Origin of the sequence: Brevibacterium epidermidis NBRC 14811, assembly GCF_001570805.1 — a bacterium.
In the GTDB taxonomy this organism is placed as follows: domain Bacteria; phylum Actinomycetota; class Actinomycetes; order Actinomycetales; family Brevibacteriaceae; genus Brevibacterium; species Brevibacterium epidermidis.
Window position 1 is genome coordinate 1 of sequence record NZ_BCSJ01000011.1, and the last position, 14,503, is coordinate 14,503.

Here is a 14,503-nt window from a genome sequence, read left to right on the forward strand (position 1 = left end):
CAGGGGAGAGGTTTTGGGGATGCAGAGGATGACACGGGCCGCGGCCCGCAGGACGGCGATCGCGGCGACGGGGCTGGACCGACCGCGACCGGAGAAGGTCACGGCCCGTCACCTCAAGAACGTCTTCGACACCCTGGGACTGACCCAGATCGACTCGGTCGCCCGAGTCGTCCGCTCCCACTACCTGCCCTACTTCTCTCGCCTGGGCCCCTATCCGCGAGAGACCCTGGACCGCCTCTTCTACTCCTCGCCGCGAATGGGCGTTGAATACTGGGCTCACGCCGCAGCCTTCGTGCCTCCGCAGACGTGGAAGCACTTCTCTCGGGCCCACAGCGAATGGTGGCGCAACGACTTCGGTCAGCGCCATCCGGAGACCGGGGAGGAATTCCGCAATCTCCAGTCCTCCGTCCTCACCGCTCTGTCCACCCGGCCGATGACGGCACGGGAAGTCGCCGAGGTGGTCGACCACGATCTGCCGGAGATCCACCGTGGCCATTGGGGTTGGAATCCCAGCCAGGTGAAAGTCGCCCTCGAAGCGCTGTTCGCCGGCGGCATCATCAGCGCCTCGGGACGCAACGACCACTTCGAACGCATCTATGCCCTGGCCAGAGACGTCTCACCTGAGCTGCCGCAGCTGCCTCTGACCTATGGGCCGCCGGAGGATCCGGCGCTGAGCCTGGACCCGGAGGCAGAGCTGCCGCGCGGAATATCCGGGGTCGAGAACAATGTCTTCGAACTCACTCGCATCGCGGCACGCGCTCTGGGCATTTCCCGTCCCGAGGACATCGCCGACTACTTTCGGCAGCGGCGCGCACCGACCGACGCCGCCATCACCGAACTCATCGCCTCAGGCGAGCTGCGAGAAGTCGACGTCGAAGGTGTCCCCGCGCTGAAGTGGCACGAGGCACGGACCCCACGCACCGTGAACGCTCGAGCGCTGCTGGCACCGTTCGACCCCTTGGTCTTCTACCGACCGCGCATCGAATGGCTCTTCGACTTCCACTACCGCATCGAGATCTACACCCCGGCGGCCAAACGCGTCCACGGCTACTACGTCACTCCGTTCCTCCTCGGCGATCGACTCGTCGGACGGGTCGACCTGCACCGGGACCGAGCGGCAGGAGTTCTGCGCGCTCACCAGGTGACGTGGGAACCGGGGGAGGAGCACACCACGGAGCTGGTTGAGGAGCTTAAGACGATGGCTGCGTGGCTGGGACTGACCGCCGTGGACCTCGAAGGTACTCACCTGCCATTAAGCTAGGGGCTATACAGTCGTTCGAGTCGTTGTCCGGCAGACATGCCGATTAGGAGAAAAGTGGCTAATTTCCTCGAGAAGCTTCTGCGCACAGGTGAAGGCAGAACTCTGAAGAAGCTCCGCCGATACACGGATGCCATCAACCAGCTGTCCGATGAGTTCAGCGAGATGACGGACACCGAACTGCGTGAGGAAACCGGCCGGTTCAAGGAGCGCTACAAGGACGGCGAAAGCCTCGACTCTCTGCTTCCCGAAGCCTTCGCCACCGTGCGCGAAGCATCGAGCCGGACCCTGGGTCTGCGACACTTCGACGTTCAGCTCATGGGCGGCGCCGCCCTGCACCTGGGCAACATCGCCGAGATGAAGACCGGTGAAGGCAAGACCCTGGTCGCCACGGCCCCGGCCTACCTCAACGCTCTCACCGGCAACCCGGTCCACATCATCACGGTCAACGACTATCTGGCCACCTACCAATCGGAACTGATGGGCCGCGTATTCCGGTTCCTCGGGATGGAGACCGGCTGCATCCAGGCGAACATGCCCTCGGATCTGCGCCGCAAACAGTACGCCGCGGACATCACCTACGGCACGAACAACGAATTCGGCTTCGACTACCTGCGCGACAACATGGCCTGGTCGGCCGACGAGCTCGTCCAGCGCGGCCATGCCTTCGCCATCGTCGACGAGGTCGACTCGATCCTCATCGACGAGGCCCGTACCCCGCTCATCATCTCCGGTCCCGCCGAAGGCGATGCCAACCGCTGGTACGGCGAGTTCGCCAAGGTCGTCAAGCGTCTGAAGACCGATCGCGACTACGAAGTCGATGAGAAGAAGCGCACCGTCGGCGTCCTCGAACCCGGAATCGAACGTGTCGAGGACTACCTGGGCATCGGCAATCTCTACGACGCGGAGAACACCCCGCTCATCAGCTTCCTCAACAACGCCATCCGCGCCAAGGAGCTGTTCAAGAAGGACAAGGACTACGTCGTCCTCGACGGCGAAGTCCTCATCGTCGACGAACACACTGGTCGCGTGCTCAAGGGCCGCCGCTACAACGAAGGTCTGCACCAGGCCATCGAGGCGAAGGAAGGGGTGAAGGTCCAGGCCGAGAACCAGACGCTGGCGACGATCACCCTGCAGAACTTCTTCCGTCTCTACGAAAAGCTCTCCGGAATGACCGGTACGGCCGAGACCGAGGCCGCGGAGTTCATGTCCACCTACAAGCTCGGCGTCGTCCCGATTCCGACGAACAAGCCGATGCAGCGCGTCGACCAGTCCGACTTCGTCTACAAGAACGAGGTTGCGAAGTTCGACGCCGTCGTCGACGACATCGTCGAACGCCACGAGACCGGACAGCCCGTCCTCGTCGGCACGACCAGCGTCGAGAAGAGCGAATACCTGTCGAAGCATCTGGCCAAACGCGGCGTCAAGCACGAGGTCCTCAACGCGAAGAACCACGCCCGTGAGGCGTCGATCGTGGCGATGGCCGGACGCAAGAACGCCGTCACGGTGGCCACGAACATGGCCGGACGCGGTACGGACATCATGCTCGGCGGCAACGCCGAATTCCTCGCGGTCGCGGAGATGGAACGTCGCGGCCTCGACCCGGCCGAGAACGAGGACCAGTACGAGTCCGAATGGCCCGAGGTGCTCAAGGCCGCCGAGGATAAGGTCAAGGAAGAGGCCGAGGAGGTCGTCGAACTCGGCGGGCTCTACGTGCTCGGCACTGAACGCCACGAATCCCGCCGCATCGACAACCAGCTGCGCGGACGTTCCGGACGTCAGGGCGACCCCGGCGAATCCCGGTTCTACCTGTCGCTGACCGACGACCTCATGCGTCTCTTCGGCTCGGGAGCCGCTGAACGGATCATGGCTACGGCAAATGTGCCCGACGATGTGCCGCTGGAATCGAAGATGGTCTCACGCGCCATCCTCTCGGCCCAGTCGCAGATCGAACAGCGCAATGCCGAACAGCGCAAGAACGTGCTCAAATACGACGATGTGCTCAACCGCCAGCGCACAGTCATCTACGATGAGCGCCGCCGAGTCCTCGACGGCGCCGACCTCGAAGAGCAGGTCGCGAACTTCCGCGAAGAAGTCATCGACGCCTACGTCGCCCAGGCGACGACAGGACCGGTCGAAGACTGGCAGATCGACGAACTCTTTGAAGCCCTCGGCAAGATCTACTCGCCGTCGATCACCCCCGAGGACCTCGCCGAGGAGCTCGGCGGACTCGGCAACCTGACGAAGAACCGCCTCAATCGGGAGATCCAGTCCGATCTAGACGTGTTCTACTCCCAACGTGAAGAAGAACTCGGAGAGGAAGCCACCCGCGAACTCGAACGCCGCGTGGTGCTCTCCGTCATCGACAAGCGCTGGCGTGAGCACCTCTACGAGATGGACTACCTCAAGAACGGCATCGGACTGCGCGCCATGGCCCAGAAGGATCCGCTGGTGGAGTACCAGCGTGAGGGCTTCGAGATGTTCAAGACCATGCAGGATGGGATCAAGGAGGACGTCGTCCGCCTGACCAACACACTGAAGGTTCAGGTGACCTCATCGGCCGGCACCGACGATGCCGAACCCGAGGTCGAGGTCGACGCAGAGGAGCTGCGACACAAGACTCCGAAGATGCAGCTGTCGGCCCCGTCCGAAAACGGTACCGCCTCCGTCTCCGAAAACGAGGACGACGACGAACCGGCACCGGCCAACCGCGCCGAACGTCGCGCGAAGAAGAAGGCCAAGAGCTGAAACTGAGCCCTCAGCGGCTCACATCGTCTGCAGCGCAGTCAGCGTCCACCGGGTGGTGAGCAGTTCCAAGCGGACTGCCACCGCCCGGACGCGGTTTGCGGCGGCAACGATGACCGTGACCTCGGCGATCTCGGGACTGATCTGGCAGACGTGCGCCGTCCCCGGTCGCACGGTACGGGCACCGGGCACGGTTGCGCGTTGCGGTGCCACCTCGGCGCGCAATTGACAGCGGTGATCGATCTTCGCCAACAGCTCCGGCTCGACCCAGCGGGCGATCGTCTCGCTGCGACGGACCCCGGAGAGGACCTCGAGGCAGGCAACCGCCAACGAGGTGGCTGTGGCCGCGATCCGGGCCCGGTCGTCCGCAATGTCCTGAGCTCGGACCTGCCGACTTGCACGGCGAGGAGACTGTGCCGTGGGCACCGGTGTGGACGGTCGCCGAGGCGGTGCCGAAGCCTGCGGTCGGGTGAGGGTGAGCGGGGCGGTCATTTCTGGATCTCCAATCTCTGACCTGCGAGGATGAGGCTCGGATCGGGTCCGATGATGTCCTCGTTGGCGGCATAGACGTCCGCGACGATCTGCGGGATCTCCGCGGGGGCATCGGTCAGATCGGCAGCGATCGACCACAGGCTCTCGCCTTGGGCCACAACATGGGTGGCTGTTCCGGAATCCTCAGGAACCGTGACATCGGCATCCGGCTCGTTCGCATTCTTACTGCGGTCGGGCTCGTCGGTTTGATCCGATTCTCTGGGTTCGTCTGCCGGACCGTTGGCCGGCGGTGACTCGGGTGATCTGCCCGACGGAGGTTCGGTGGGCCATCCGGGGTCGGGCGGCCGTGCTCGATCAGGTGACTCAACATCCTCTGGTGGTTCTGCCTCGTCAGCCCGCTCCGTGCTGTCCGGGGAATCCGCGGACGGCTCATCATCGTCGATCGTCGGCCACCCAGGGTCGGCCGGAGCGGACGAGGCCTGAGTAGTTGAGGTGGGCTCAGGCTCGAAGTGCACGACCGGTGCCGCTTGGGCGGAATGGACGGCCAAGCCGGCGGAGACGACGGCAAGAACGCTCGATGCGAGTATCCGCGGCATCGCCCTGACGACCACGCCTGTAAGCGCAGACCTGAAGCGACCGGAGGGGAGAAGTCGCAGCAGCAGGGCCAGCAGAGAGATGAGTCCGATCCGCGCGAACAGGAGCACTCCAGCGCCGATGATGACGATGACGACGACGTCGCTGGTCGTCCGCGGCTGAGACAGCTGTTCCCACCCGGTGAAGAACGAGCCGAGCAGAACCAGCCATGAACCCGCACATGCAATCAAGAGATACATCTAGACATCCTCCATTGGATATTGATGATAATGATGCAGTTAGATGCAATTTGCTGTCAATGGATCGAGTCTAACTACATGACTGTAGTTCGATGCTGATTCTTTTCAAGTCTTGAAAGTGGACTACAGCTGGGGCAAGCTTATCGACTATGGACGATCGCATCGATGCACTCCTGGCGGATATCGAAGCCGCCGACTCGGCAGCGCAAGCGCATGCCAGGAGAGGTGAATTCGGTGACGAAGTTGCCGGTCAGGCATCCGAGAGGACACTGCGCGAACGGCTGCGCGGATCGTTGGGGTCGACGGTGCAGGTGATGGTGTCCGATCGCGACATTACCGGGATTGCGTGCTTCCTCGGCCGGGACATCATCGTCCTCGCTGGGGTCGAAGTCTCCGCCATTGCGATCGCGGCCGTCCGCGGACTCAGGCTGACCACGAGAGTGCATCGGTTCGAAGTCGGTGGGCTGGAGCGGCTGGGGATGGGCTCTGCACTACGCCGCTGGTCAGCCGCCCATGAAGAAGTGTCGATCGACACTGTTGACCGCTCCGGCTCGATTCGCGGGCGCTGTGCGCTCGTCGGTGCCGACTACGTCGAAATCGCCGGCCGGATCATTCCCTTCACGGCGATCAGGGCCGTCCACGCCCGGACGAATCCCTTTGAGTGATGCGGGCGTGATGGCGATCAGTGGCGAGGCGAGAGAGTCAGTCCTCGATGGATCCGGTCTTGATCTGGTACTCGGTGCGCTCGTACATCCGCTGGATATACGCTTCGATCTCGGACTTCTCGACCCGCCACTGGCCGCGCCCGCCGACCTTGATGGCGCGGAGATCGCCGGAGCGGACCAGGGCCCGAGCTTGAGCGATCGAGACATTGAGCAGCTCGGCCACATCGGTCAGCGGCAGGAAGCGACTTTCGACGGCCATGAGGTGACTTCTCCCATTCCAAATGTCCATCTGCCACCAGATGTCCATCTGCTTGTTGACGCACTTTGCCAAAAACATTGCTTTGGCATCATTTGATGGTCAATATTATCACTGAGAAACAGTTTCTGTCAGTGAAACTTCTGCGAATCTGGAGACGCAATGGAGCTCTCGAAACGAATCCGACGCCCCCGCTGGACCGATGCACGGCTCTTGATCGGAGCGATGCTCGTCATCCTCGCGGTGGTCGGAACCTATCTGCTCGTCACCTCGGCGAACTCGACCACCCGGGTCTGGGCGAGCGCCCGCGCACTCGTGCCCGGTGAAGTCCTCGAGCCGGCCGACCTCACCGTCGCCGAGGTCAATCTCGCCGATCTCGGCAAGAAGTACCTCTCGGCAGATTCAGAGCTGCCGGAGAACACGAGCGTACGCGGCGTCGTGGCAGCGGGAGAGCTGCTGGCAGCCTCGGCGGTGGCGCCCCTGTCTGAACTCGAAGGACGGGTCGTCGCCATCGACGTCGCCGGCTCGGTGCCGAGCGTCGTCGACTCGGGCAGCCTCGTCGACGTGTGGGCGCAGCCGGAGCAGAACGGGCTCGACGACGACGGAACACCGCCGGAGCAGATCGTCGATTCGGCCCCGGTCGCCCATATCAATCGAGATGTCGGCAGTTTCGGAGCAGGCGACGGCGCCCGCATCGAAGTGTTCGTCGGCTCCGTTGACCTGCCCGGCGTGCTTGCCGCCCTCGACGGACGCAGCGTGCTCTCCGTCGTCGGTGCGCCGTCCGTTCCCGCCGACGACGGAGATCAGTGATGACGCAGGTTCTGCTGGCCGTCGACTTCGAATTCGACCTCATCCTCTTCGAGCTGCTCAGCGAGATCGACGACGTCACGATCGTCGCCCGCCCTGCCGACGAGGTGGAGCTGCTGGCACACTGCCGCACTGGCGGCGCCGACGTCGTCATCATCGGCCGCTACTTTCCCGGTCTCGACGCCGAGGTGGTCGCCGCGATCACGGCGTCCGGTGCCAAGGTGCTCGGCTTCGGCGACGAAGCGCATGTTCTCGAAGCCGTCGGCATCACCGCCGTCGTCGCAACGGATGCCGATGCGACGACGATGGCCGCGGCGATCGATGACATCCGTGCCGCCACCGTCGTTCCGCCGCGCCCGATGATGCCTCCGGGCCCGGTCAGCGGAGCGGGAGTGATCATCACGGTCTGGGGGACCGGTTCGTCGCCCGGACGCACACTCACGGCCGTCAACCTTGCCGATCAGGCCTCCCGCCAGGGCAGACGCAGCGTCGTCGTCGACGCCGACACGGTCTCCGGAATGGTCGCGTCCACTCTTGGGCTGACCGAGGAGTCCTCTCACCTGGCCAGCCTCTGCCGGTCGCAGACGGACCCCGTGAACCGCCTCGGCCAGCATGCAGTCCCGCATGCAGCGATCCGGGAGAACTTCCACGTCGTCACCGGGCTGACCCGGCCCGAGCGATGGCCGGAGATCCGCGCCTCCGTCCTCGAAGCGGTGCTCAAACGTCTGGCCAAGGTCTACGACGTCGTCATCGTCGACGTCAGCGACCGCATCGATCCCGATGACGACCTCGCCGATCCCTTCTACGACCGGCACTGCGCTACACGCGCGGCTCTGGAAGCCGCCGATATCGTGCTCGTCCTCGCTGCGGGGGAGCCGATCGGTCTGCAGCGGCTGGTCAAACTCCTCGGCACACCGCGGGCCGAGGCGGTCCGAGACAAGATGCGGCTGGTGATCACGAAGGTGCGGCCGAGCGCGGTCGGCCACCCCGCCGAAACGCGGATCAGAGAAGTCCTCGACCGTTTCGTCCGAATCACTCCGGACTTCCTGCTCAGCGACGACCGTTCCACTGCCGACGCGGCGATGCTCGCCGGCCACACCCTGCACGAACAGAATCCCAAGTCCGTCCTCGTCGGCGACCTCGCGCGGATGATCGACGAGCTCCTGCCGGGCCGTCGCCGCTCCCGCAGATCCGGCGGCGGACGCGAACGCCGCGGCGGCGGTCGTCGCGGGGGCACACGGAAAGTGCGGGTGGGCCAGGGGACCGGGGCACGGGACTAGGATGAGGGACATGGCCATTCGCTGCTACGTTCCCACTACACTGACCGCGCTGCGTTCGCCGCTGACGGACGTCCGCGCCGTCGCCCCCGACGCTCAGGGGCGCAGCCTGCGCGGTGAGGAGTTCGAATCCGCTGAGTTCGACGCCATGTGCATCGCCGCCGCCCTGGCCGCGAATGCGGTGTTCGATCCCGCTGAGACCCAAACCGGCACCGAGGCGGCTCCCGAGCGCCGTGTCATCGTGGCCTATGACGCCCCCGAGTCCAGCCCGACCGAAACGCTGACCGAGGGCTTCGACCTCATCAGCCTCGGCGACGTCGACATGACCCGGGTCGCAAGCTTCCACCTCGACGAGGACGTCGTCTGGGACGAAGCGGTGCAGCTGGCCGAGGAATCGGGGCCCAGCGCAGCCGAGGACCGCCTCGGCGCTTCCGATCTGCTGTGGTATGACTCGTCGGAGCTCGAACAGCTGCTCGGCGACGCAGACTGAACCGACTCAGACTGAGAAATTTTGCAGACTGAGCCGACGCACGAGTGCTTGGGTCGCGACGTCGTCGGCCGTCCGGCTCAGGCGGATTCGAAGCGGCGCAGTCGGTCGCTCAGGCGCTTCTCCAGGATCGGCACCACGGCCTGTTCGATCATCGGCCCGAACATCGGGATCGACGAGCTGATCTCGGCATGAGCGGCCAGCTTCGTCGCTGACTCGACCTCGCGCAGTTCGAGGACCGCATCGATCTCGACGGGAACCCCTGCGGCGCGTGCGGTCATGCGGATCTCGGCCTCGTCTCCGAGGACATCCCCGGGAATCATGTACACCTCGACCAGCACGGTGTTGTCCGGAAGCCTGGAGGCCAGAGCTGCAGGAAGCTCGGCATTGGGCATCGGCGTCCGCACGGTCATCTCGGTATCGGGGTCGATGTATTCGGCATTGGCCTCGGAACCGAGCTTCTCCCACACACTGGTGTCGGCGAGTTTGGCCAGGAATGACGACAGATCAACCGAATATTCTTGATTGAGAGTCAGAGATCGCATAGCTCCAGTTTGCCAGCGAATGACCGGTACACCACCGTAGGCTGCTCGGCGTGCCTTTCTCGATATTTGGGCATAGTGTGGTGAATGACGATTCGACGTCGAATCGCATCACGAATGCTCGTTGATCATAGAGGTGAAACAGTGACTCAGGTCTCAATTTCGAACGTTGCAGAAGAGTGGAGGAAGCAGAGGGGACAATCTGCTCCCGAGAACTTCCTCGAAGCCTATTATCCGCGGTTCGAAACAGGGGCTCACGACCCTGAGGCCTACGCAGCCGCGGCGGCCCGTCACTTCGCACTCGGCACCGAATACGACGGTCAGAAACCGGCGATCGCCATCTATAATCCGAGCGTCGACTCGCCGGAATTCCGCGACAACCACACGGTCATCGCCATCGTGCTCGCCGACATGCCCCATCTCGTGTCCTCGATCGTCAGCGACCTCGCCGCGAACGGACGAGCGATCCGCCGCGTCCACCACCCGATCATCACCGTCACCGGAACCGGCCAGGGCGAGAAGATCCTCTCCCCGGCAGAAGCCCCCGCACTCAGCGCGGACACGGCGAGCATTCCGACGGTCTCCGAAGCCTCTGCCGACAGCGCAGACGGAGCCCCGCAGCAGCAGTCCTGGATCCGTCTCGAGATCGACCGCATCTCCGAAAGCGACTTCGACGCACTCGAAGAGCGCCTGCGCGGAGTCCTCGACTATGTGGGCGCAGCAGCCCGTGACGCCCAGGCGATGGCCGCGAAGGCCAAAGACATCGCCGCCGAACTGAGCGCACATGCACCGCGTCCGGAACTGGCCTCTGAAGCCGAATCCGCCGCCGCCCTGCTCACCTGGCTCGACGGCCACTTCACCTTCCTCGGCTACCGCGAATACGACTACACTCACGACGCCGAGCACAGCAGCCTCGAACCCATCGAGGACACCTCGATGGGCATCTCGTCCCTGCGCCCCCTCGTGAAATCACCGCTGAGCCGGGCGGTCGCCGACAAGGCCCTGGAACCGCATGTGCTGGTGCTGACGAAGGCGAACTCCCGCTCCCGCGTCATCCGGTCGTCCTTCATGGACTACATCGGCGTGAAGACATTCGATGCCGACGGTCAGATCGTCGGCGAACGCCGCTTCGTCGGCGTGTTCAAACCCGAGTTCTACAACGACAGCGTCCTCAACATCCCGGTCATCGACCGGAAGGTCGCGAAGATCCTCTCGGCCAGCGGATTCCCGACCGGATCCCACTCGGCCAACGAACTGCTCGGAGTCCTGGAGAACTATCCCCGCGAGGACCTCCTGCACGAGGACACCGAAGAGATCTATGACGTCGTCATGGAGATCGTCGACATGCAGGAACGCCGCGAATCCCGCGTTTTCGTCCGCACCGACCCCTACCAGCGCTTCGTCTCGGTGATCCTCTACCTCCCACGCGACCTGTACAACACCGACGCCCGCGTGCGCGTGCAGGAAGTGCTGCGAAAGTTCTACAACGCCGACAGCGTCGACTTCGATGTGCTGCTGAGCGAATCTGCGTTGGCCCGCATCCACTTCGTGGCCCGCGTCGCCCGAGACTCCGAACTGCCGCAGATCAGCGCCGATGAGGTCGAGGCCCGCATAGTCGGAGCTGTGCGCTCCTGGTCCGAAGACGTTCACGCGTTCCTCGTTCCCGCCGAAGCCGGCGACACCGGAGCCTCACAGGCCCGGGCCGACCTGTGGTCGAAGGCGTTCCCGCCCAGCTATGGCGAGTACCACACCCCCGCCGAGGCGGTCGCCGACGTCGGTCGGTTCGAAGCCCTCGAGGCGGGCCACGGTCCGGCTGTCCGGCTCTACCGTCCCGACCAGAGCACCGACGCCTCCGTCCGTCTCGTCCTCTACCGCAGCGACCGGATCAGCCTGTCCGAGGTCCTGCCCTACCTCACGGCATTCGGTGCCGACGTCGTCGACGAACGTCCCCACGAACTCGACCTCGCCGACGGAACGCATCGGTACATCTACGACTTCGGACTCAGCTTCTCCGAAGAGCTGGGCGATGACGACTACGACCGCATCGCCGAGGCCTTCATGGCCGGCTGGGACGGCAAGAAGGAAGCGGGAGTCTTCGACCGCCTCGTCGTCGCTGGCCTCTCCTGGCAGCATGTGACGATCATTCGCGCCCTGGGCAAATACCTGCGCCAGGCAGGCTTCACCTATTCCGACGCCTATGTCGGTGAGGTCTACAGCGACAACCCGCAGATCTCGAAGCTGCTCGTCGACTACTTCACCGCCAAGTTCGATCCGGACGTCGACGACGCCGGACGCGAAGCGGCGATGACCGAGATCGATGAGTCCATCGAATCCGCACTCAGCGAGGTCGCGAGCCTCGACGCGGACCGTGTGCTGCGGTCCTCGCTCGAACTGCTGCGGGCGACGTTGCGCACGAACTACTACATCGACGAATCCGGTGCGCTGCCCACGGCACTCGTGCTCAAGATCCGACCCGACGAGCTCAGCTTCGTGCCGAAGCCGAAGCCGGCACTCGAGATGTGGGTGTACTCCCCGCAGGTCGAAGGCGTGCACCTGCGCTTCGGCACCGTCGCACGCGGCGGACTCCGCTGGTCGGATCGTCGCGATGACTTCCGTACCGAGGTCCTCGGCCTCGTCAAGGCGCAGATGGTCAAGAACGCCCTCATCGTGCCCACCGGCGCAAAGGGCGGGTTCTTCCCCAAGCAGCTGCCGCCGATGAGCGATCGGGACGCCTGGATGGCCGCCGGTCAGGCCGCCTACGAGGTGTTCATCGAAAGCATGCTCGAAGTCTCCGACAACCTCACCTACGGCGCCGATGACTCCAGCGTCGTCGTCCACCCCGACCGCGTAATCCGTCACGACGGCGACGACTACTATCTCGTCGTCGCCGCTGACAAGGGCACGGCACGGTTCTCCGATGTGGCCAATGCGATCGCCGAGCGCCGCGGCTTCTGGCTCGGCGACGCCTTCGCTTCGGGCGGATCGGTCGGCTACGACCACAAGGCGATGGCCATCACCTCCCGAGGTGCGTGGAAGTCCGTCGAACGCCACTTCCGCGAGCTCGGACTCAACACCGCTGCCGAGGACTTCACGGTCGTGGGCATCGGCGATATGAGCGGCGACGTCTTCGGCAACGGCATGCTGCGCAGCGAGCACATCCGCCTGGTCGCCGCCTTTGACCACCGGGACATCTTCCTCGACCCGAACCCCGACGCCGCGCGCAGCTTCGTCGAACGTCAGCGACTCTTCGACCTGCCGCGCTCGAGCTGGCAGGACTACGACCGGGAACTCATCTCCACCGGCGGCGGAGTCTTCTCCCGGTCGGCGAAGTCGATCGACCTCAGCGCAGAGGCCGCCTCGGTGCTCGGAGTCGAACCCGGCAAACGCAGCCCTGCCGACCTCATGTCCGAAATCCTCAAGGCCCCCGTCGACCTCGTCTACAACGGCGGAATCGGCACCTATATCAAGTCCTCTGCCGAGAGCCACGCCGATGTCGGCGACAAGTCCAACGACGCCATCCGCATCGACGGCGCCGATGTGCGGGCGCGAGTGATCGGCGAGGGCGGCAACCTCGGTGTGACTCAGTTGGGACGTGTCGAAGCTGCACTGGGCGGCGTCGAGGTCAATACCGATGCCGTCGACAACTCTGCCGGCGTCGACAGCTCCGACCACGAGGTCAACATCAAACTGCTCCTGCGCACGCTCGTGCATAAGGGCGCCTTTGCCGCCGAGGAGCGGGAACAGGTTCTGCACTCGTTCACCGACCAGGTCGCTGACCGTGTGCTGGCGAACAACTACTCGCAGAACGTCGTCCTCGGCGAAGCTCGGGCCCAGACCGAATCGATGTCGGGCACCTACGGCCGGATGCTGAACTACCTGGAGAAGTACGCCGACCTCGACCGGGCGGTCGAATTCCTGCCCAATGCCGACGAACTGGCCAAGCGTGAGTTCAGCTACTACGTGTCGCCGGAACTCGCCGTGTTGCTGGCGTATGTGAAGATGCACGCCGCCGATGAGGTCCTCGACAGCACCGTGCCGGACGAGGCGTGGATGCGCCGTGAACTCGTCTCCTACTTCCCGGAGGCCCTGCAGGAGAAGTACGGAGAGCTCATCCCCGAACATCCTCTGCACCGGGAGATTGCGACGGCGAAGCTCGTCAACCGGCTCGTCGACCGTGGTGGACTGACCTACATCTACCGGATGTTGGAAGAGACCCCGGCCTCGGTGCCGCAGATCGCCCGCGTGTTCGTCGTGGTCTCGGAGATCTTCGGACTCGACGACTTCTTCGAAGCGGTGTGTGCACTCGACAATCAGGTGCCGACCGAGGTGCAGGTGAAGCTGCAGCACGATTATGTGCGCGTCCTCGATCGCTCTTCGCGTTGGCTCGTACAGCAGGCGCCGGACAGCCTCGACGTCGATTCCGGCATCGAGATGTACGGAAAGGTCGTCGCGGCCCTGCGCTCTCGGGTCCCGGACCTCGTCGACGGCTATGACGCCGAGACCATGCAGGCGAAGGCTCAGAGCTACATCGACGAAGGTGTGCCCAGCGAACTCGCTTGGCGGTCCGCCGCTCTGCTCGATGAGTTCGTCCTGCTGGACATCACCCAGCTGGCCGCTCGGGCGAATGAATCCGCCGAGGATGTCGCCGAGGTCTACTACGCCGTGAACGAACGCTTCTCCGGTTCGCAGATCCTCACCCTCATCGGTGATCTCAACCGCAGCGACCGGTGGTCGGCTCTGGCTCGCGGATCCCTGCGTGACGACTACTACGGCGCGATCCTGTCGGTGACCGGAACGGTCCTGGCCGCCACGGATTCGCCGATCTCCGGAACCCCGGACGCGCGGGCGAAGCAGCGGCTGGCCGAATGGCTCGAACGCAACGAGACGGTCGTGGGCCGCGTGCTGGAGACGACGGAGACGATCCTCGGACTCGACTCCGTCACCCAGGCGCCGCTGTCGGTGCTGCTGCGTTCACTGCGGTCGATGGTCCGTTCCTCCACCTGGGAGAGCGAACACAACGGCTGAGGTTGAGTCCGACTGCGGCCGACCACTGGGCGGCCGCAGTCGGGCCGGTCGGTCACGACCGATTCTGCGGTTGTGGCTGGAAGGCCAGTTATTACCGGTCGGACGAGCCGCCTCGG

Annotated in this window: 11 protein-coding genes; 7 read left to right on the top strand and 4 right to left on the bottom strand. The window is 64.4% G+C overall.

Annotated features, from left to right (window positions below):
• Together BEP01S_RS07170 and secA are read left to right on the top strand one after the other, a co-directional pair.
• Positions 1-1,261 (top strand): winged helix-turn-helix domain-containing protein (locus BEP01S_RS07170; RefSeq protein ID WP_306306257.1); only part of this gene is annotated, 1,261 nt, incomplete at its 5' end.
• 54 nt (positions 1,262-1,315) lie between these two features.
• Entirely contained in the window at positions 1,316-4,006 is a 2,691-nt protein-coding gene (gene secA / locus BEP01S_RS07175) for a preprotein translocase subunit SecA (RefSeq protein ID WP_062241830.1), read from the top strand.
• Between the two features lie 18 nt (positions 4,007-4,024).
• Here the strand turns inward: secA and BEP01S_RS07180 are convergent, their stop codons facing one another.
• Together BEP01S_RS07180 and BEP01S_RS07185 are read right to left on the bottom strand one after the other, a co-directional pair.
• Complete coding sequence (locus BEP01S_RS07180; protein ID WP_039210330.1) at positions 4,025-4,495, bottom strand: Rv3235 family protein; 471 nt, start codon at positions 4,493-4,495, stop codon at positions 4,025-4,027.
• Positions 4,492-5,328, bottom strand: coding sequence for a LysM peptidoglycan-binding domain-containing protein (locus tag BEP01S_RS07185; RefSeq protein WP_062241833.1), 837 nt, complete (start codon positions 5,326-5,328; stop codon positions 4,492-4,494). The genes BEP01S_RS07180 and BEP01S_RS07185 overlap by 4 nt, the downstream gene beginning before the upstream one ends.
• Positions 5,329-5,477: 149 nt before the next feature.
• Here BEP01S_RS07185 and BEP01S_RS07190 point away from each other — a divergent pair, with 149 nt between their 5' ends.
• Positions 5,478-5,993, top strand: coding sequence for a hypothetical protein (locus BEP01S_RS07190; protein ID WP_062241835.1), 516 nt, complete (start codon positions 5,478-5,480; stop codon positions 5,991-5,993).
• Positions 5,994-6,030: 37 nt separating this feature from the next.
• On the opposite strand, the gene BEP01S_RS07195 is transcribed toward BEP01S_RS07190, so the two are convergent.
• The gene (locus tag BEP01S_RS07195; RefSeq protein WP_025780784.1) at positions 6,031-6,252 is read right to left on the bottom strand and encodes a helix-turn-helix domain-containing protein; all 222 of its coding nucleotides are present in this window, start codon (positions 6,250-6,252) and stop codon (positions 6,031-6,033) included.
• 159 nt (positions 6,253-6,411) lie between these two features.
• On the opposite strand from BEP01S_RS07195, the gene BEP01S_RS07200 reads away from it, so the two are divergent.
• From BEP01S_RS07200 to BEP01S_RS07210, 3 genes are read left to right on the top strand one after another with little or no spacing between them, the layout of a single operon-like run.
• Complete coding sequence (locus BEP01S_RS07200; RefSeq protein WP_062241837.1) at positions 6,412-7,059, top strand: SAF domain-containing protein; 648 nt, start codon at positions 6,412-6,414, stop codon at positions 7,057-7,059.
• A complete protein-coding gene (locus BEP01S_RS07205; RefSeq protein WP_174521222.1) occupies positions 7,059-8,336 on the top strand; it encodes a CpaE/TadZ family protein in 1,278 nt (425 codons plus the stop codon). Before BEP01S_RS07200 ends, BEP01S_RS07205 begins: the two co-directional genes overlap by 1 nt.
• A 10-nt stretch (positions 8,337-8,346) precedes the next feature.
• Positions 8,347-8,823, top strand: coding sequence for a DUF6912 family protein (locus tag BEP01S_RS07210; RefSeq protein WP_062241839.1), 477 nt, complete (start codon positions 8,347-8,349; stop codon positions 8,821-8,823).
• Positions 8,824-8,900: 77 nt separating this feature from the next.
• Here the strand turns inward: BEP01S_RS07210 and BEP01S_RS07215 are convergent, their stop codons facing one another.
• Positions 8,901-9,365 (bottom strand): DUF2505 family protein, encoded by a 465-nt coding sequence (locus BEP01S_RS07215; protein ID WP_062241841.1) that lies wholly within the window; start codon positions 9,363-9,365, stop codon positions 8,901-8,903.
• A gap of 141 nt (positions 9,366-9,506) precedes the next feature.
• On the opposite strand from BEP01S_RS07215, the gene BEP01S_RS07220 reads away from it, so the two are divergent.
• Complete coding sequence (locus BEP01S_RS07220) at positions 9,507-14,387, top strand: NAD-glutamate dehydrogenase (RefSeq protein WP_062241844.1); 4,881 nt, start codon at positions 9,507-9,509, stop codon at positions 14,385-14,387.
• The last annotated feature ends 116 nt before the right edge of the window (positions 14,388-14,503 follow it).